Genomic DNA, 19085 nt, shown 5'->3' with positions numbered 1-19085 from the left:
ATAACTATGAAAAAAATCATTTTAAGTATAGGTGCAACTTTGTTGCTCTTTGCCGGTGTAAATGCACAAAACTACTCCGTAGGACAGACCTCGGTAAATGCTTTTGGGGGGACGGTAGTAAATGGAGATTATAGCATGCAATATAGTGGTGGAATATCCTTTGACGGACAAAGTGCCGTGAATAGATATACAATTCTGACTATTGATGATGAAGGAACTTCAGGAATTACAAACGAACAATTTGATATTTCATTAATTGTTTATCCAAACCCAACTACAGATTTTTTGACTTTATTAATTGAAGAAAGTTCTGACCAATTTACATTTCAAATTTTTGATATAAATGGTAGAGAATTAAGTAGTGGAGAGTTTTCTTCGACTATGCAGATAAATATGTCGAAATATCAAAGTTCCACCTATTTTATAAAGGTATTAGATAAGAATAAGCAACAAGTCAAAGAATTTAAAGTGATTAAAAAATAAAAGTTATGAAAAATTTAAGAATGTTTATCGTAAAAGGTTTAGTAGCAATCACAATGATGATTGGAGTAATTTCTAACCAAGGTGTATTTGCACAAGCACCGCCACAAGGAATGAATTTCCAAGCGGTTATTTATAGTGCTGATACTGTATTATCGAATACCAATTTGGACGTTGATATTTCTATCAATGACAATGCAAATGGGTTTTCAGAAACTCATAATACGACAACCGATGCAAATGGATTGTTAAGTATTACAATCGGTTCTATCAATAATACTGATTTTGAAAATATTGAATGGGGAAATGGTTGTTCAATTACAGTTGAAGTATTTATGGGTGGTGTAAGTATTCTATCTAAAACAGATAATTTAGAGAGTGTTCCTTATGCCTTATATGCTGAAAGAGCAAAAACAGCAGAAGTTGCTAATAGTGTAAATGGAATTGATTTCAATGATTTTGCGACAATGAGTGATTTAAATAATATTACTTTTGATATGACTATTTTAGATCCTTATATGAAAATTAGTGATTTTGATAATGTAGTTGATACATTAGTATCTGTAAATGATTTAGATGAATTTACAAAACGTGATGAATTGATCGATTCTCTTATGTCAATAAATAATACTCTTACTATAATGAATAGTTCATTACTGGATTCAATTGCATTTTTGAGATATGATTTGAATAATATGGGTAATAGTATTGGATATCAAATTGGAGAAGTTTATGATCCAAATGGTGATCCTGGAACGATTGTAGCCATTTATATGGAAAATGGTCAAAGAAAGGCATTAATTGTTGATGAAAATAAATCACTTACAGGTGGTTGGGATTATCCTACATTAGAAGAAATGTCAATTATCTTTAATAATAGATTTTTATTAAATTTGAATGGAGATGTTTATAATGTTAAAAACACAGATCAAAATATTAATGGTGGTAATGATTTATCTATGAGATTTAAGTATGATTATGATTCTGATACACAACCAGGTTATGTAAATGTTACCTTTAGTGGGATTGATAAAATTTATGTAAAAAAAATAACTATTAATTGATATTAATTATTAAGATATTTAAGAAAAGAGAGATTATAATAATCTCTCTTTTTTTATTATATATCTATCCTTAATATCATCTAAATTAGATTGTTTTATGATATTTATTTTATTTCCTTTATTAAGTGAAAAATATGGTGAATTTCTCAATAAATGTAATCCTGAATTTGATTTTTCGTGTATTTTATAAGGATATCCATTAGTTCCCGTATCTTCTTTAATCGTTTCTACGAATTGTTTGTTTGAAGATATATCAAGTGTTATTACACAATAATTAATATTTGGATTAGTTGTGACTAAATCTACTTTATCTACTTTATATTGTCCTGAAAAATCATAAATAGTCCCATTGACTGAAATAAATAAATTATTCATCATTAAAACATCACCTTTATTTACAGAATACAAAACTATATATCCATTTTCCTTAAATCGAAATTGTAATTTATCTTCATCTATTAATTGAATATTTTCGCCAAAATCAATTTCAAATCTAAAATCCTCCCACAAATAGGCAGAATTTTGAGTTTGAGTTTCATCATTATAAAAGACTGGGAGGTCAATATCACCGATTAATAAAAATTCTTCATCTTCACCAGTCATATAAATATCTAATTTTTTATTTTCTGATGCTTTTGGATCCCCACTAATAATGATATCCATTTTCTGATTTAAGTATAGTTCTCCATCGAGTAAAATTGTCAATCTATCATCATTTTCTAAATCTAATGATATTTGATCATCGTTAATTATATGAATTAGAAAATCTCTATTAGTTGGAACATGAATACTTGTAGGGATTATGCCTTCTTGATTAAACATATTCATTGTTCTGATGGTTTCTACTTTTACATAATTGGTACTTACATTATTTAATGATATACTTGGTGGTGTTCCATTTAATTCTTCTAATTATTTATAAAATAAATAAATCAAATAATAATATTAATATATTATATATAATTTGAATTAGATGAAGAAGAATTTATGGGTAGGTTTGGGTGAATAAAAACAAAATCAATATGCCAATGACACCAATTACAGTAGACCAAATACATACTATTACCGAAGTATTATTTTAATTCACAACCGATTATACTTCTGAGACGAATAGTAGCCCTTTCTATATTTCAGATTTCTATCTTATTTATAAATTTCCTGTTTTATTAGATCAGAAAAATGTACTTTCTACTTTAAAAGATGCATTAGAAAAAGTTAAGAATTATTTTGATTCTATGGATTGCTCATTTTTTATTTCTGTTGTCATTAGAAATGAATTAATAGTGATTGAAATTAAAAAGGAAAGTGAAGAGACAAGAACTCCTTTTTTTAACATTAAAGCTGTATTTAATAATATCCCTAATAGCCAAGAATTTAGAGGTGAATTAGACGATATGGTAGAAGTTGATAATTTTAACCACGAAAGGTTTATCTATCTTGGATCCGATAGAATTACAAGAGAAGATATGAATAGAGTTTTTGGGAGTATTAATTAAGGCTACTTTCGACGCTTGCAGTTACCACAGAATAAGTCTTAACCCTATACTTTCTCAATCACAAATCCCACTTTTTCAACTGCGTTGATTACCTCTTTTTCGACATCATTTTCTGATGTTACCGTTAAGATTTTATCAGCGCTTTCTAAATCAACATCCCAATTATCGATGCCTTCGATAGCGTCCATTCCTGGGGTTATTTTATTTTTACAACCTCCACAGCTTAGGGAAGTTTTGAATTTCAATTCTTTCATTTCTTTACTTTTTATACCTACAAATTTATCTAAATCTTTTTATTTTTTAATCTAAGACTATTCAATACAACAGAAACCGAGCTAAATGCCATTGCTCCACCAGCAATCATAGGGTCAAGTAGAAATCCATTCACGCTATATAACACACCAGCAGCAATAGGAATACTAATTACATTATAGAACAATGCCCAAAAAAGATTCTGGCGAATTCCATTTACAGTTAGAGAAGATAAATTAAATGCTTTAGGAATAGCAGCCAAGTCAGAAGTAGTAAGTGTAATTTTTGCTACCTCCATCGCTACATCTGAGCCATGTGCCATTGCAATACTCACATCTGCTTGTGCCAATGCTTCTGAGTCGTTAATTCCATCCCCAACCATTGCTACAATTTTACCTTTGCTTTGCAATTCTTTAATAAACTCCGATTTATCCTGTGGCAATGCATTTCCCTTAAAATAATCGATTCCCACTTTTTTTGCAACTGATTCGGCTGTATTCTGATTGTCTCCAGTCACCATAAAAACATCTATCCCTTTCCGTTTTAATTCGGCAATTGCAGCAATAGAATTTTCTTTTATCTCATCGGTAATTCCGTAAATAGCAATGAGTTTTTTCTCATCCATAAAGAAGATAACTGTCTTGGATTCTTGTTGCCATTCTTTGATTGTATGATCCAGTTCATCATCTATCAAGATTGATTTAGATGCTAATAATTCTCTACTACCCACAAAGTACACATTTTCATTTGCCTTTGCAGTAATTCCTTGCCCTGTAATACTATCAAAATCAGTAATTGGTGCAACTTGAACTCCTTCTTCTTTCAATTTTGCAACAATAGCAAAAGCCAATGGATGTTCCGAAGCCAATTCCATGGCTAGTAAGATGGATTTATCTTGTTCATTTGCAAACCACTTTACATCTGTAACGGTAGGCTTTCCTTTCGTAATAGTACCTGTTTTATCCAAAATAATTGCATTCACCTTATGTCCCAGTTCCAAACTTTCCGCATCTTTAATCAGGATGTTATTTTCAGCTCCTTTCCCAATTCCTACCATAATAGCAGTAGGAGTAGCCAAGCCTAGTGCACATGGACAAGCAATAATCAATACAGCGATAGCTGTTGTAAAACCATGACTAAATCCGAGTTCACCTCCTACACTAATCCAGACAATAAAAGTTAACAAAGCAATACCCATAACCACAGGTACAAAGACACTTGCTATTTTATCTACTAAACGTTGAACAGGAGCTTTACTCCCTTGAGCCTCTTGTACACGTTGTATAATATGAGCAAGAAAGGTATCTTTCCCTACTTTTTCAGCAGTAAATTGGAAGTTTCCTGTTTGATTAACCGTACCTGCAAAAACTTTATCCCCAGCTTTTTTCTCAACGGCGATAGGTTCACCCGTAATCATACTTTCGTTAACCGTTGAGTTCCCACTGACTACAACCCCATCTACCGGGATTCTTTCCCCAGGGTGCACGATGATAGTATTACCGATTTCCACAGCTTCAATAGGAATTTCAGCTTCTTCTCCATTGATGATTGCACGTAAAGTTTTAGGTTGTAATCCCATCAACTTTTTGAGGGCTGTAGAAGTATTTGTTTTAGCTTTTGCTTCCAATAATCTCCCTAAAAGTATAAACGTGATAATAACAGTTGCCGCCTCAAAATAGACGTGAGGCTCTATCCCATGTCGAAGAAAATAAGCTGGAAAGAACAGCGTAAATACACTAAAAACATACGCGATACCCGTACTCAATGCTACGAGCGTATCCATATTTACTTTTCTGTGTTTTGCTTGTTTCCATGTATTTACGAAAAATTCACGTCCAAACACGAACAAGACAGGAGTAGCAAAAATGAATTCGATATAATGTCCAGTGTGCCAGTGCATAAAGAACATACCTATTACAAAAACGGGCAGTGTAAGAATAGCAGCCCAAAGTGTTCTCTTTTTTGTTTCCTGATAATGTTGATCCTCAAGTTCTTGTTGCTTTTCATAAGCATTATCTTTTTCTATGATGATGTCATATCCAGCACTTTGCAAGCTTTCTTTGAGTTGTTCTTTAGTTATGATGGAAGTATCATATTCAACCAAAACACTGTTGGCAGCAAAATTCACATTCGCTGTTTGCACGCCATCCGTTTTACGTAAAATATTTTCTACACTTCCAGCACATCCAGCACATGACATTCCTGTAACAGGGAAAGTATCTTTATTAATTGTTGCTTCCATTCTTGTGTCTTATATAATGAATTTCAAATATCGTCATTTCCAGCATCATATCTGGACCTTTTATAACAAATGACAATCAAATTTGTTTCATTTAGTTATTTTCTTGATGAATGAATACTTAATTAAGTTAGAATTAGCGACAAAGAAACTTGTTTAGTCAAAAAAATTACCTACTTTTGTAGACTATTTTTATAAAATTGGGTGCATATCTATAAAATTTATACATTTGCCCCCGCAAATCATTTGAGCAAATGAGTTCGAATAAAGATTTTGAGATACCGTTTGAGGGTTTAAAGTTGGGAAAACACAACTATGAATTTAAGATAACGGATACGTTCTTTGAAGAATTGACATATTCAATCATAGAAGGAGCAGATGTAGATGTTGCCTTTACCTTAGAAAAAAAGGAAACTATGTTAATCGGTGAATTCTCTATTAAGGGAATTGTGCGAAAAACTTGTGATAGATGTACAGATTTAATGGAATTTCCCATTGAAATTGAACACAAATTAGTTTACAAGTTTGATAATGAAATGAGTGATGATGAAAATCTAATTAATATTCCAAGCTCAGATCATAGTATTAACATAGCAGGAATGATTTATGAATTAATGACTGTAGCTATACCTAGTCGCACAATTCATGAAGAAGGTGAATGTAATGAAGAAATGCTTTCTCTATTAAAAAAATATGTAAATTCAGAAGAAAAAGACTATCCCAATAAAGGCAATACAGATCCTCGTTGGGATGCATTAAAAAACTTGAATTAAGAATTTAAAATAAAAATAAAATGGCACAACCAAAAAGAAGATCTTCTTCAACTAGAAGAGACAAGAGAAGAACTCACGTAAAAGCAGTAGCTGCTAACGTTGCAACATGTCCAACAACAGGACAATCACATTTATATCACCGTGCACACTGGCACGAAGGTAAATTATATTACAAAGGTCAAGTTATCGCAGAAAAAGAAGTAGCTGTTTAACTAGCTTCTTTAACTAAAGTGTATTTACACTTATGAAACTTGGTATTGACATTAGTGGTGGTGATTTTGCACCCGAAGCTAACGTTCTAGGTGCTATTTTAGCCCTTGATGCGCTTCCGGATGATGTAGAACTAGTGCTTATTGGTCGAGAAGAAGAAATCGTTCCTATTTTAAAAAGTAAAAACATTGATTCTCCTCGTATAAGTATTGTTCATGCACCTGATGTTATTTCCTTTAATGACCATCCCACACGAGCTATTCCTCAAAAACCAAATAGCTCTATAGCAATTGGATTTGAATTATTGGCTAACAAAAAGATCGACTCTTTTTCAAGTACTGGAAACACTGGTGCTTGTTTAGTCGGAGCTTTGTATAAAGTACATTCTATTCCGGGGGTTATTCGCCCTTGTATTACTTCTGTTTTACCCAATGTTGACGGAACCACTTCCATAATTTTAGATGTAGGAGCCAATGCTGACTGTAAACCAGATGTGCTTTATCAATTTGCAATTCTTGGTTCACTATACTCTAAATATGTAATGAATGTAGAAAACCCAAGGGTAAGTCTATTAAATATAGGTGAGGAAGAGGAAAAAGGTAATCTTTTAACTCAATCCACCTATAAGCTCATGAAAAATTCGAAAGATTTTAATTTCGTAGGTAATATTGAGGGGCGTGATTTATTTTTAAATAAATCAGACGTAGTTGTATGTGACGGATTCACAGGAAATGTAGTATTAAAGCAAGCTGAAGGAATGTATGCAATTTCTCAAAAACTACATTGGGAAAATCCATACTTCGACAGGTTTAATTATGAGAATTACGGAGGAACTCCTATCTTGGGTGTGAATTCTGATGTCATTATAGGTCATGGAATTTCCAATGATAAAGCAGTAAAAAAATTACTATGTTTAGCCTATGACATTTCCAAATCAGAATTAACTAAAAAGATTAAAGAAGCGTTTAAATAATGGAAAAAATAACAGCAGCAATAACAGGTGTTGAGGGGTATTTACCTGAAAAAGTTCTAAGTAATAAAGACTTAGAAAAAATAGTAGATACCACAGACGAATGGATTACCACACGTACCGGAATAAAGGAAAGAAGAATTCTTGAAGACGGAAGAGGGACCTCAGATATTGGTGTTGAAGCCATTAATAAATTGCTTAAAAAGAAAGGAATTGACCCCAAAGAGATAGACTTAGTAATATGCGGTACTGTAACTCCTGACTATCCTTTCCCATCAACTGCAAATGTTATTTCTGACAAAGTGGGAATGATAAACGCTTGGAGTTTTGATATCAATGCTGCTTGTTCTGGATTTATTTATGCATTAGCAACCGGAGCGCAATTTATTGAAACTGGAAAATATAAGAAAGTAATTGTTGTTGGGGCAGATAAAATGTCATCTATCATAAATTACGAGGATAGAACAACTTGTATTATTTTTGGAGATGGTGGAGGAGCTGTGTTACTAGAGCCTAATTACGAAGGATTAGGTGTGGTTGATAGCATTCTAAGAAGTGATGGCTCAGGTAGAAATTACCTTCTTCAACCGGGGGGTGGATCTGTAAGCCCAGCATCTGAAGAGACTGTTAAGAATAAAATGCACTACGTACATCAAGAAGGGAAAGCTGTATTTAAATTTGCTGTAACTAATATGGCAGATGTTTCTGCAGAAATTATGGAAAAAAATAATTTAACTCCAGATGATGTAGATTGGTTAGTTCCGCATCAAGCAAATTTAAGAATTATAGATGCAACCATGAGAAGAATGGGCTTATCCGAAGATAAAGTAATGATAAACATTGAAAAATACGGAAATACAACAGCGGGAACACTTCCTTTATGTTTATGGGATTATGAAAAACAACTAAAAAAAGGAGATAATTTAATTCTTTCTTCTTTCGGTGGAGGTTTCACATGGGGAGCTATATATGTAAAATGGGCATACGATACTAAATAAATAATTTTATAATGGCAAATCAAAACAATAATAATATGACGCAAAAGGAGATACAAGAATTAATAAAATTCGTTTCAAAATCTGGAATTGCTGAGGTAGAAATCGAGAAAAAGGATTTCAAAATCACGATTAAAACACATGCTTCACAAGAAGCTACTGAAAAGATGGTTTTTGTTCAACCACAAGTGCAAGCTCCTATCGTTCAAGCAGCCGCCCCAATTGCAACTCCAATTGCAACACCACAAGCAACAGCACCTATCGCTACCTCAGGTAATGGAGGAGAAAAAGAAGATACAGGAAATTATATTACAATTAAATCTCCAATGATTGGAACTTTTTATCGTTCATCTGCCCCTGACAAACCAGTATTTGTAGAAGTAGGAGATACTATTAAAGAAGGAGATACTGTATGTATTATAGAGGCAATGAAATTATTCAATGAAATTGAATCTGAAATTAAAGGAAAAATTGTAAAAGTTCTAGTAGATGACGCATCTCCAGTAGAATACGATCAGCCTTTATTCCTGGTAGATCCAGCTTAATACAAATTAACTGAGTGTTGAATTTAACATCCAAAAGGTATGTTTAAAAAGATATTAGTAGCCAATAGAGGTGAAATAGCTTTGCGCATTATTAGAACATGCAAAGAAATGGGTATCAAAACAGTTGCTGTATATAGCACAGCTGATAAAGATAGCTTACATGTTCGTTTTGCCGATGAAGCAATTTGTATAGGACCTGCCAAAAGCGCAGATTCTTATTTAAATATTCCAAATATTATGGCTGCTGCAGAGATAACAAATGCAGATGCCATTCATCCGGGGTATGGTTTTCTTTCAGAGAATGCAAAATTCTCTAAAGTTTGTCAAGAAAATGGTGTAAAATTTATTGGAGCTACTCCAGAGCAAATTGATGCTATGGGAGATAAATCCAATGCAAAAGCTACCATGATTAAAGCAGGCGTTCCATGTATTCCCGGGTCAAAAGGATTGGTAAAAGATTTAAATGATGCATACACTACAGCCGAAAAAATTAAATATCCTGTTATCATAAAAGCAACAGCCGGCGGTGGAGGTAAAGGTATGCGTATCGTATGGAATGCTGATGAAATGGAACACCATTGGGATTCTGCAAAACAAGAGGCGAAAGCTGCCTTTGGTAATGATGGGATTTATATGGAGAAGTATATTGAAGAACCTCACCATATCGAAATTCAAATTGCTGGAGACCAATACGGTAATGCCTGTCACCTTTCTGAAAGAGATTGTTCTATTCAACGCCGTCACCAAAAATTAGTGGAAGAAACTCCTTCACCATTTATGACAAAAGAATTGCGTAAAAAGATGGGAGAAGCTGCTATTAAGGCAACAAAGGCTGTGAAATATGAGGGTGTAGGTACGATAGAATTCTTAGTGGATAAGAATAGAGATTTCTATTTTATGGAAATGAATACTCGTATACAAGTAGAACATACTATTACAGAAGAAGTAATCAATTTTGACTTAATAAAAGAGCAAATTAAGATTGCAGCTGGAGACAAAATAAGTGGTAAAAATTATGAACCTATCATGCATGCTATTCAATGTCGAATCAATGCAGAGGATCCCTATAATGATTTTAGACCATGTCCTGGAAAAATTTCAGAGTATCATGCACCAGGTGGACACGGTGTGCGTATTGACACGCATGTATATGCAGGCTACACTATTCCTCCCTATTATGACTCAATGATTTCGAAATTAATTGTAGTTGCTCAAACAAGAGAGGAAGCTATTTTAACCATGCAACGTGCTTTAGATGAATACATTATTGAAGGAGTAAAAACAACAATACCCTTCCACCAAGCATTAATGAAAAACGAAAAATTTAGAAAGGGAGAATTTACAACAAAATTCATGGAAGATTTTAAATTCTAACCAACATTCAATAAATTAAAAAGATGAAAACCGGAAAAGCAAATAAACAAATTGAGAAAGTCATAGCTTTAGTAGAAAAAGAGGGCGTTCTTGCAAAGAAATTAATTGAGGAATTAAAGGAATTGAGAGAACAAGCTTTAAAAGAAGAAGATCCTCTATTAGCCAAAGTTACTCGTTTATCTTATGAGTATTTAGAAGCTAATAAAGCATATGATGTGCAAGCAATTTGGGAAGAAGATGAAGAAGGAGGTGAATATCCAATTGAATTTGATGATAAAGAGAATTTATTAAATCTATTGAGCCTAATGCTTCATTCTGATAATAAAGTGAACCGAGAGGAAATCAAAGAATACCGTACAAGCTTAAAAGAAGCATTGTATTAATGAAAGATTATTAAAAGTAAAAAACCGAGCCAAATAGCTCGGTTTTTTTTGTTAAATACTAGTAATAAAGATAATTTCATAGCGATTTTAAAATAGATAGGGTGTTAATCAAAGAGAAATATAATAATCTCACATTATTTGGGTTTCTATCCTAAAATAATTTTATTTTTACTCCCATGAGATATATGCGTTATATTGTTTTATCACTTTGGTTATTTTCCACATTGGTTTCAAATGCTCAATTAAAATCAAAGTGGAGCACAAATGGAAAGGGAGCTCTTTTTGGGCAATTTTCCTACAACAGCAGTGTTTATTCAAGATCAGACGTAGAATTACACAATACCAACTATACTATAACGCTTAAAAATGTTCAGATTAGAGATAACATAGAAGGGAAAGGAATAGCAAGTTTTATATCTACCTCTTCCCCTCAATTTGGAGCTAAATTGGGATATTATATCGCTAATAAGTGGGCAATAATAGTGAGTTATGATAGATACAATACATTCTTTGTAGATAACCAATCGATACAATTAGATGGAACTTTTGCCCCTGAGAGTAATGAAACATATACTGGAACTTACACAAACCTACCGATTATCCTTCGTCGAAATGATTTTAATATACAGCAACGACAAGGAATGAATTATTTTGCGCTTGGAGTACAGCGTGCCGATGAATGGATAAAGTCAAGAACAGGAGCTTTCTCATTTCAGACTGTTTATGGACTAAAAATTGGAGGAATTCAAACCAAAATAGATTATACTTTTAATGGAATAACAAAGCAAAGCATTTCCTCGTTTGGAGGATTAGGAATTGCTGCTAATATTGGTTTACGTTTTGATTTTTGGCAACATGTTTTTTTACAATTAGGTTTAGATGGTGGCTATTTAAGTCAGAACAAAATTAAAACAGGTAATAACGCTGAATCCTTTGCTATTCAAAAATTAGGGTTTTTATCTCCTAATATAAGTTTAGGATTCTCTTTATTTACTAGCTCAAATGGATGTGATACTTGTCCGAAGTGGTAATGGAGAAAGTTAAATAGATTACTTAACAATACCCACAATACAAGGCTTTATCATCATGTACAAATGGAATATTTGTATCGTATAAATTTGTGATAAGAAGAGTTAATGCCTTTTCAAACAGCTCCATAAGTTCTTCAAAAGTATCAGTAAAATCATTTATTAGATAGAATGGACTCTCTTTCAAATTAACAAGTGAAACAATCCCCACTCTGTCAGGGTAATATCCGAATTCTTGGTAAAAAAGCATATTATATACCAATAACTGAAATACATATTTACGCGTTTTCAATTGGTCTAACATGTATTGAACCTTACCGTCATCTGTTTCAAATTGCTTAGATTTTCCGCTTATTATAACATCATTTCTTTCACATTTACCGGTTTTATAATCAATAATTCGCTTTAACCCCTTCACTTCATCAATTCTATCTAAAATACCAATAAAATTAATTTCTTTAATTACCCCGTTAATGGATAAATGTAGTGTCTTTTTTAATTCTCTTTCAACACTATTGATAATCAATCCACCTTCATTTTTAAACTCCTTTCTTTCTTTTTTTAGCAATTGCTCCATGAGATAAGAAGCCATCTCTAAACTTAAATAATTTTTACCTTCAACATGTTGATTATTAGATATATTAAAGAATTTATTGAATTTATTACTTAAGATATCTTTTTGTCGATTTATAAAATCTTCATAATCAAGTTCAGTTAACTTACGAGGAGATAAAGATTCACCCTTTTTATTAAACTGAGCAAATTTACCGTATAATTCTTCCAAGGTGCTATGTACAAAACTACCAAAGGTATTAGACTCCATATCCTCCTCTACAATTTTCTCTTCTCCCATGCCTATTAAATACTTATAATAAAAATCTAGGGAACAAGTAAGAGCTGTTTTTAAAGCAGAAGCAGAGGTCTTATGTAAAAAATATTCATCCAACCGAGCAAGTACAGGTGCAGTTTTTTCTACGACAATTTGACTGTTATTTTTCTCACTATCTCCAACGATATAATCATATTTTTGAATAGTGATATTAGGCGCTTTCTTAGCTAATTCCAATTCGAGTTGTAAAATATAGCGAGAAGGTTCGTCTATACCGCCCAAGTCTCTATCAGCCGAGGAATAGGTTATCCAAATATTTTGTGCTTGGTGTAGAAGACGATAAAAATGGTGGGCAAATAAACCTTGTTTTTCCTTTGGTGTAGGCAATCCATGAAATTTACGCAAGTCCATTGGTATCAAAGTTTGCAACAGGTTCGTTGGAGGTAAATTTCCTTCGTTTAAGCCTACTATAAGTACATTTTTAAAATCCAATAAACGTGTTTCAAGCAATCCCATTACTTGCAATCCTTCAAGTGGATTACCATAATATGCAACGCTTTCATTGATCCAATGTTGATTAAATAGTAATTTAAAAGTCCCCAAATGTAACGTCATTCTAAACTCATCCAATATACTGGTAAGTTGTTGGATAGCTTGACTAAAATGATAAATGATAGCACGTTCAAGTTTGAACTTATCCTTATCCAAGCCACTAAAAATGAATTGATTTAATTGGTCAATCTCAAGTGGAAGAGTTTTTATAGGTAAAGTCCATGGAGTAAAAAACAATTCTATTAATTTACGTAAACGCGTACTAATTTCAAGGTTTTTAGCAAATATAAAAATCCAATTCTTTGCGAGAAGAGTTGCCTCTACTCTACTTAATTGTTCTTTTTCTTCATCACTACAAAATGCAATAACAAAAGGATGTTTAATAAATCGAATAAAGTCTTTATGATAAATTTGTTTGTTTTTAAATTGCGTAAAATGTTCTTGTACTTTAAATAAAAGTTCCGTCCAAGATTTTAGTGCTGTATTTTTAAGAGGCAATCCAAGTGTAATATTGGTAACACCTACATTTTGGGGAATATTCTTAATGACAGGAACAATGAGTTTCTCATCTGCCAACAATAATAAAGTGTCAGAAAACTCATTGGCAGGAATCTGATTATATAAAATAGAAGCGCTTACTTTAGCTTGACCTGTTGCTTGAACACAATTGTACAACTTAATCTTTTTTGTACCTTCTGCTATTTGATTCTCTATAAAAGGAAGATTGGGTGTATCAATTTTTTTTATTAGGTTTCTCAAAAAATACCCAGCTTCATGTGTAGTGTTGTTTATGTAATACGAATCACCATCGACAAAAACCTTTGCCCTCCCCATTTTGTGAAGTTGTTTAATGATACTCAATTCTGCTGGAGATAAGGCATTGAATCCTGCAAAGATAAAATAGGCCTCTTTATCCTCTTTAAAAACAGTTTCGAGATGATTGGAAAGGTGTTTATATGCTTTCCCCATGTAAGTCTCGTTATCACGCTCTAATTGCTCATTAAACAGCTTATAATAGTCTTTTAGCAAATCCCAAAATTGCATAAAGCGTTTTTGTCCTTCAGAAAGTTCATTAGTAGAGTCAAAACTCCAATTTTCAATTTCCTTAATATCTTGTAGATTTTTAAATAAATCTATATTATTTATAAGATAACGATCTATTTCATCAAAATCACTCAAAAGTATATTTGCCCATTTCAGAAATTCATCAATTGACTGAGGTTCTTTTTTTTCTATTTCTAAATGAATATGATATAGCTTAAAGACAGCGCGAGTAGAATCAATAATAGGCTGGGGTGATAATTGGTGTACCCACGAATTCATCGTTAAAATATGCGGAGAAAAAATAGGTTTATTATATCTCCTATAAAGAGCACGTTGCAAGTATTTTTTTGCTCGTTGAGACGGTAAAATAATCTGTAAATGTTCTAAAGGAAGATCATTTTCATAGATATAATTTGCAATTTTTTCAATGAAGGGAATCATGGTAATAACTAGATTCTAAAAATAGAAATTTTATTTCAGATAAAACAAATGTTAATACAACGTGGATAAAAAGAATCAATTATTTTTTTTCCTCCAAGTTGAATAGTGTAATTTTCCAAAAAATTCAAGATATGATACTTATAGATGGTGTAGTTGGTTGTGGCAAAACCACATTAGGTAAGCAATTAGCAAAATACATGGATATTCCACTATACGAAGAATTGCAAAAAGATTATACAATGAATCTTCTTGAGCGCTTCTATGCGGATAAAAAACGATGGGCATTTACGCTTCAAATTCACTTCTTAAACGAGCGTTTTCGTATGATTAAAGAGATTTCTGAGTGTGGAGAATTAGCATTTTTAGATCGTTCTATATTCGGAGATAGGATATTTGCTTCTATGTTAAATGAAGATGGATTTATGACAGATGAAGAATATGAAACCTATTCTACATTATTAGATAATATGTTAGAACACGTATCGAAACCGCAAAAATTGGTTTACATACATTGTGATGTAGATACGGCTGTAGAAAGAATACAACTGAGAGGAAGAGGCATGGAACAAAGTACGCCCGTTCATTATTGGAAACGTCTCAACGAAAAATACAATGAATGGTATGAAAAGTATGATTTATCTGAAAAAGTAGTAATTGACGCTCGTTCATATAATCCATTTAAAGAAGAGGATATACTGAAAGTAATAGAAAAAATAAATATACAGATGCCTGTATAGAATTAAAACATATAGCAATAAAAAAGGCAGCGATTGCTGCCTTTTTTTATTCTCTTCATAACAAAGTACTATTTTGTTCTAATACGATACTCATGTTTATTACCCATCTCTTGAGCCCCATAAGCAATCGAGTTAAAATCAAGGTCTTGAAGAATTCCTCTTGCTTTAAAAATTAACTCCATTGGAACAGTTTCATCTGCTTTAAAGCAAGTTATAACATTCTCTTTAGGAGCGGTCATTTCAGCTGGTTTTTCTTTAAATTTATTTAATTTCCATTGACCAATATATTCAATTCCATCCTGATGTAAGATACCATCGTATTGAACTGCTACACCTTTATAGAACTTAGAATCATCTCCACTGAGTGGTTCTCCCATATATACAAAATCAACTTCAGAACGTTGTTTAAATGGTGTTAAATCAGATAATCCCGAACCTTGTGCTGGGTCAATCTTTACCAACGGGTCAACTTCTTTAGTTGTCGTTGCAACCATGAAGAAGAATAACAACATAAATACGATATCAGGTAGTGATGAGGTATTAATACCAGGAGCAGAACTTCCCTCTTTTTTTCTAAATTTAGACATAATCTTTTATCGTTTTGGTTTAACCTCAATCAATTTCAAAGGGAATAATGTTTCAATTAATTCCATTCTTTGCTTTATCTGTCTTAGTTCAGGAGTATCCTCTGTAGCCAACTGCTGTGTAGTTTGTTGCATAGCAGTGTACGTAGTATTAAAAAGTTCTTTTGCTTCTTTATCACGTAATTCTGTTACAGCTTTTTGAACCTCTGACTGTACAGCTACATACGCTGAATAATCTGTGTCATTAAAAGATTCCAAACGTATATGAGCTTCGAAAGAGATTTCAGGCATCTCTCTTTTACCACTGTATTGCACATACATTTTCATCATCTCCAATTTATCTTTCCATTTAGCAATAGCATCTTCTGCCTGTGCAATCATTTTTTCAGTTTTATCATCTCTATCTTTCACAGATTCTAATGCATCCAAACGGTTAATTTGAGCATCCAAATTAGTTTGATAGAGGTCAATGGTACCGAAAGCGTAGTAAGGATAATCTTGTTCACGTCCTTCTTTTTTATCTCTATTCACTAAATAAAAGTGTTTAATTTTATTATTTAGCGTTCCAATATCTTCGGGTTTAATAATAGAGTCGCGTGCACGAATATCGTTTCTACTGTTTATGGTAATCTTATAAATATTCTTTTCTTGAATTGGAGTTTGAGGAGTTTCAGTTTCCACCTTTTTTGGAATCTTACGCAGATAAGCAACATCTTTATCCATTGTAGTGGTTACAAGGAAGAATATAAGCAAGAGAAAGGCGATATCCGCCATAGATCCTGCATTAATTTCCGGAGCTTCGCGCTTTGCCATGAATATTAATTTTTAATAAATTTCATAATAAACCCCATTAGCATGGCAATTAGAGAACAAACAATCATACCAATGATAGCTGTCCAGATACCAGCGTGTACAAAGTTCATAGTAGCTTTGCTAGCTACAATATCACCTACTACATTAAGGGACTCTATTGTATCATTTGTTCCAATAAAATAAAGAACAAAGAATAAAACAAAAGAAATAATAATACCTGCTATTGATTTAATACCCTCTTTAGGTCTTGAGACCAAAGTAAGCGCAAAGAAAAGTATTACCAAAAAGATAGCAATTACAGTGGCCAAAATACTGATGTTAATAGCCCCACTAAAAGAAACGCTATCCATTAAACCTTGTTTAGCTGTTTCATCGCTATCTCCTGTAACACCGGATGTCATAACTATAAAACTTAGTATTAAAGCTGGAACAGCAAATACAATTTTTATAATTAACCCGAGGAGATTTAATTTTTTCTCGTTATCCATAGTCTAACAATTTAATTAAGTTATCAGTTTAAATTAATTAAGCCTGACCAACTTTATGTTTAATTAGCATATCTACTAAAGTAATAGAAGAGTTTTCCATTTCGTTAACAATTCCATCAACCTTAGCAATAATGTAGTTATAGAAAATCTGTAGGATAATTGCCGCAATCAATCCGAATACGGTAGTTAACAATGCCACCTGGATACCACCTGCAACAGTAATTGGAGATACCTGACCATCTTCTACAATCTTTTCGAATGCAAAAATCATTCCGACAACCGTTCCCATGAACCCTAACATCGGAGAAAGAGCGATGAAAAGTGCAATCCAAGGAATACCTTTTTCAAGTAATCCCATTTGTACCCCACCATAGGAAACAACTGTTTTCTCAACAGAATCAACTCCTTCATTTACACGTGATAAGCCTTGGTAGAAAATAGAAGCAATAGGACCTCTAGTATTACGACAAAGTTCTTTTGCATCATCTACTTTTCCTTTTGCTAATAAATCTTCAATATCACTAAGGAATTTATTTGTATTAATAGAAGATAGGTTTAGATATACGATTCTCTCAATACAAAGAGCAACACCGATAATTAAACATACCAATACAGTACCCATCCAAAATGGATCCCCTTCAATAAACTTCTTTTTTAACATAGCAACAAATCCTGTTTCAGAATCTGCTGGTGCAGACTCCATTGTTTCCACAGCTTGATCAACAGAAGCATCAGCTATATCACCTGATGTATCAGAAATTGCTTCTACTTGCTCTGTTTGTGCGTCATTTGCTTCTGCCTCTTGTGCAAAAGTTATTGTACTAATTCCGAAAGTCAACATTCCGGCAATTGCTAAAGAACTAATTATTTTTTTCATGTTCAAAAGGTTATTTTTTTGTTTTCGATTTTGTAAAATTATAAATATTTCTAAATAATAATTAAAAAACAACAAAATTAATGTAGAGAGAGGGATTAGTTTCGCTGGTCTTCGCTTCGCTTCGGCACGAACCCTTGGGTTCTCATCCCTTCTTCCTTCACTAACGTTGCGGAGAGAGAGGGATTAGCTTCGCTGGTCTTCGCTTCGCTTCGGCACGAACCCTGAGGTTCTCATCCCTTCTTCCTTCACTAACGTTGCGGAGAGAGAGGGATTCGAACCCTCGATACAGTTGCCCGTATACTACCTTTCCAGGGTAGCTCCTTCAACCACTCGGACACCTCTCCTTTAATTTTGTCCATTTTTGCGGGGACTAAAGTACAAAAAAATTTAAACTATCTCGTTCGTTGTAATTTATTTTGATATATACGAAAAAACCCCGCTTTTTGCGGGGTTTTTAATTTAATTTTCTATTTATTAAGGTTTAATAAAAACCTTTGCATAATTTTCTTGCTCTTCTGTAATTTTAATAATTCCATTACCATATAAAGCTCCCTTCTCAGCACGAATGTTTAATACTGCTACACCGGCTTGACCCAATTGATATACATCATTGTAGTTAAATGTTGCCACGCCTGAAGAATTTGTATAAGCAGTGTCTCGTCTTACAACAGCTTGAATTGGATCAGTTGTGGAAGTACCATAAAGAATTACTCTCGCACCAGATACCAAGGCTTTTGCTGTATCTCTCACTGTAATTTGTGCAATAGTATCTGCTTTTTTACGGCAAGAGCTAATAGTAGCAATCATACCAAATAAGAACACAAAAATTCCTGCAGTAATAATATATTTTTTCATAATTTTTTAGTTTCTAAAAGTAAAGATAATAAACTTCTCTTATACCTCTAACGAAT

At 32.8% G+C, this 19085-nt stretch carries 21 protein-coding genes and 1 tRNA gene; 12 read left to right on the top strand and 10 right to left on the bottom strand.

The window, feature by feature from the left end; all coding sequences use genetic code 11:
- The first annotated feature begins 6 nt into the window (after positions 1-6).
- Positions 7-483: a T9SS type A sorting domain-containing protein gene (locus M9897_00765; GenBank protein MCO5267410.1), complete on the top strand. Its 477-nt coding sequence runs from the start codon at positions 7-9 to the stop codon at positions 481-483.
- A gap of 5 nt (positions 484-488) precedes the next feature.
- A complete protein-coding gene (locus M9897_00760) occupies positions 489-1544 on the top strand; it encodes a hypothetical protein (GenBank protein ID MCO5267409.1) in 1056 nt (351 codons plus the stop codon).
- Between the two features lie 33 nt (positions 1545-1577).
- On the opposite strand, the gene M9897_00755 is transcribed toward M9897_00760, so the two are convergent.
- On the bottom strand, positions 1578-2366 hold the full coding sequence (locus tag M9897_00755) for a hypothetical protein (protein MCO5267408.1): 789 nt from the start codon (positions 2364-2366) through the stop codon (positions 1578-1580).
- Between the two features lie 413 nt (positions 2367-2779).
- On the opposite strand from M9897_00755, the gene M9897_00750 reads away from it, so the two are divergent.
- Positions 2780-3040 (top strand): hypothetical protein, encoded by a 261-nt coding sequence (locus M9897_00750; protein ID MCO5267407.1) that lies wholly within the window; start codon positions 2780-2782, stop codon positions 3038-3040.
- A 44-nt stretch (positions 3041-3084) separates the two neighbouring features.
- Here M9897_00750 and M9897_00745 read toward each other — a convergent pair whose 3' ends face one another.
- A complete protein-coding gene (locus M9897_00745) occupies positions 3085-3294 on the bottom strand; it encodes a cation transporter (protein ID MCO5267406.1) in 210 nt (69 codons plus the stop codon).
- A 29-nt stretch (positions 3295-3323) separates the two neighbouring features.
- Positions 3324-5534: a heavy metal translocating P-type ATPase gene (locus M9897_00740; protein MCO5267405.1), complete on the bottom strand. Its 2211-nt coding sequence runs from the start codon at positions 5532-5534 to the stop codon at positions 3324-3326.
- Positions 5535-5785: 251 nt separating this feature from the next.
- Here M9897_00740 and M9897_00735 point away from each other — a divergent pair, with 251 nt between their 5' ends.
- The 8 genes from M9897_00735 to M9897_00700 all read left to right on the top strand — a co-directional run bounded on the left by M9897_00735 (position 5786) and on the right by M9897_00700 (position 11812).
- Entirely contained in the window at positions 5786-6304 is a 519-nt protein-coding gene (locus M9897_00735) for a DUF177 domain-containing protein (protein ID MCO5267404.1), read from the top strand.
- Positions 6305-6324: 20 nt separating this feature from the next.
- Complete coding sequence (rpmF, locus tag M9897_00730) at positions 6325-6516, top strand: 50S ribosomal protein L32 (GenBank protein ID MCO5267403.1); 192 nt, start codon at positions 6325-6327, stop codon at positions 6514-6516.
- A gap of 32 nt (positions 6517-6548) precedes the next feature.
- Positions 6549-7487, top strand: a complete 939-nt coding sequence (plsX, locus tag M9897_00725; GenBank protein MCO5267402.1) for a phosphate acyltransferase PlsX — start codon at positions 6549-6551, stop codon at positions 7485-7487.
- Positions 7487-8482 (top strand): ketoacyl-ACP synthase III, encoded by a 996-nt coding sequence (locus tag M9897_00720; GenBank protein ID MCO5267401.1) that lies wholly within the window; start codon positions 7487-7489, stop codon positions 8480-8482. The genes plsX and M9897_00720 overlap by 1 nt, the downstream gene beginning before the upstream one ends.
- A 35-nt stretch (positions 8483-8517) precedes the next feature.
- Complete coding sequence (gene accB / locus M9897_00715; protein MCO5267400.1) at positions 8518-9024, top strand: acetyl-CoA carboxylase biotin carboxyl carrier protein; 507 nt, start codon at positions 8518-8520, stop codon at positions 9022-9024.
- Positions 9025-9063: 39 nt separating this feature from the next.
- Entirely contained in the window at positions 9064-10398 is a 1335-nt protein-coding gene (accC, locus tag M9897_00710; GenBank protein ID MCO5267399.1) for an acetyl-CoA carboxylase biotin carboxylase subunit, read from the top strand.
- A 23-nt stretch (positions 10399-10421) separates the two neighbouring features.
- On the top strand, positions 10422-10781 hold the full coding sequence (locus M9897_00705; GenBank protein MCO5267398.1) for a hypothetical protein: 360 nt from the start codon (positions 10422-10424) through the stop codon (positions 10779-10781).
- Positions 10782-10966: 185 nt separating this feature from the next.
- Positions 10967-11812 (top strand): hypothetical protein, encoded by an 846-nt coding sequence (locus M9897_00700; GenBank protein MCO5267397.1) that lies wholly within the window; start codon positions 10967-10969, stop codon positions 11810-11812.
- 22 nt (positions 11813-11834) lie between these two features.
- Here the strand turns inward: M9897_00700 and M9897_00695 are convergent, their stop codons facing one another.
- Positions 11835-14675 carry a PD-(D/E)XK nuclease family protein gene (locus tag M9897_00695; GenBank protein ID MCO5267396.1) on the bottom strand — a complete coding sequence of 947 codons (2841 nt, stop codon included), beginning with the start codon at positions 14673-14675 and terminating at the stop codon, positions 11835-11837.
- A gap of 131 nt (positions 14676-14806) precedes the next feature.
- Between M9897_00695 and M9897_00690 the strand changes: the two genes are divergently transcribed.
- Positions 14807-15412 carry a deoxynucleoside kinase gene (locus tag M9897_00690; protein ID MCO5267395.1) on the top strand — a complete coding sequence of 202 codons (606 nt, stop codon included), beginning with the start codon at positions 14807-14809 and terminating at the stop codon, positions 15410-15412.
- A gap of 68 nt (positions 15413-15480) precedes the next feature.
- Here M9897_00690 and M9897_00685 read toward each other — a convergent pair whose 3' ends face one another.
- The 6 genes from M9897_00685 to M9897_00660 form a co-directional block, all read right to left on the bottom strand.
- A complete protein-coding gene (locus M9897_00685; GenBank protein ID MCO5267394.1) occupies positions 15481-15999 on the bottom strand; it encodes a biopolymer transporter ExbD in 519 nt (172 codons plus the stop codon).
- 6 nt (positions 16000-16005) lie between these two features.
- Positions 16006-16809: a biopolymer transporter ExbD gene (locus tag M9897_00680; protein ID MCO5267393.1), complete on the bottom strand. Its 804-nt coding sequence runs from the start codon at positions 16807-16809 to the stop codon at positions 16006-16008.
- Between the two features lie 5 nt (positions 16810-16814).
- Positions 16815-17297, bottom strand: coding sequence for a hypothetical protein (locus tag M9897_00675; protein MCO5267392.1), 483 nt, complete (start codon positions 17295-17297; stop codon positions 16815-16817).
- Between the two features lie 37 nt (positions 17298-17334).
- Positions 17335-18174: a MotA/TolQ/ExbB proton channel family protein gene (locus M9897_00670; GenBank protein ID MCO5267391.1), complete on the bottom strand. Its 840-nt coding sequence runs from the start codon at positions 18172-18174 to the stop codon at positions 17335-17337.
- Between the two features lie 257 nt (positions 18175-18431).
- Positions 18432-18518 (bottom strand) — tRNA-Ser (locus M9897_00665).
- Positions 18519-18648: 130 nt separating this feature from the next.
- The gene (locus M9897_00660; protein MCO5267390.1) at positions 18649-19029 is read right to left on the bottom strand and encodes a hypothetical protein; all 381 of its coding nucleotides are present in this window, start codon (positions 19027-19029) and stop codon (positions 18649-18651) included.
- Between the last annotated feature and the right edge of the window lie 56 nt (positions 19030-19085).

The sequence above is a fragment of the Brumimicrobium sp. genome (genome assembly GCA_023957385.1).
Lineage (GTDB): Bacteria > Bacteroidota > Bacteroidia > Flavobacteriales_D > Crocinitomicaceae > Brumimicrobium.
Note: the sequence above shows the minus strand (reverse complement) of the source record. Positions and strands in the feature narration are given on the sequence as shown.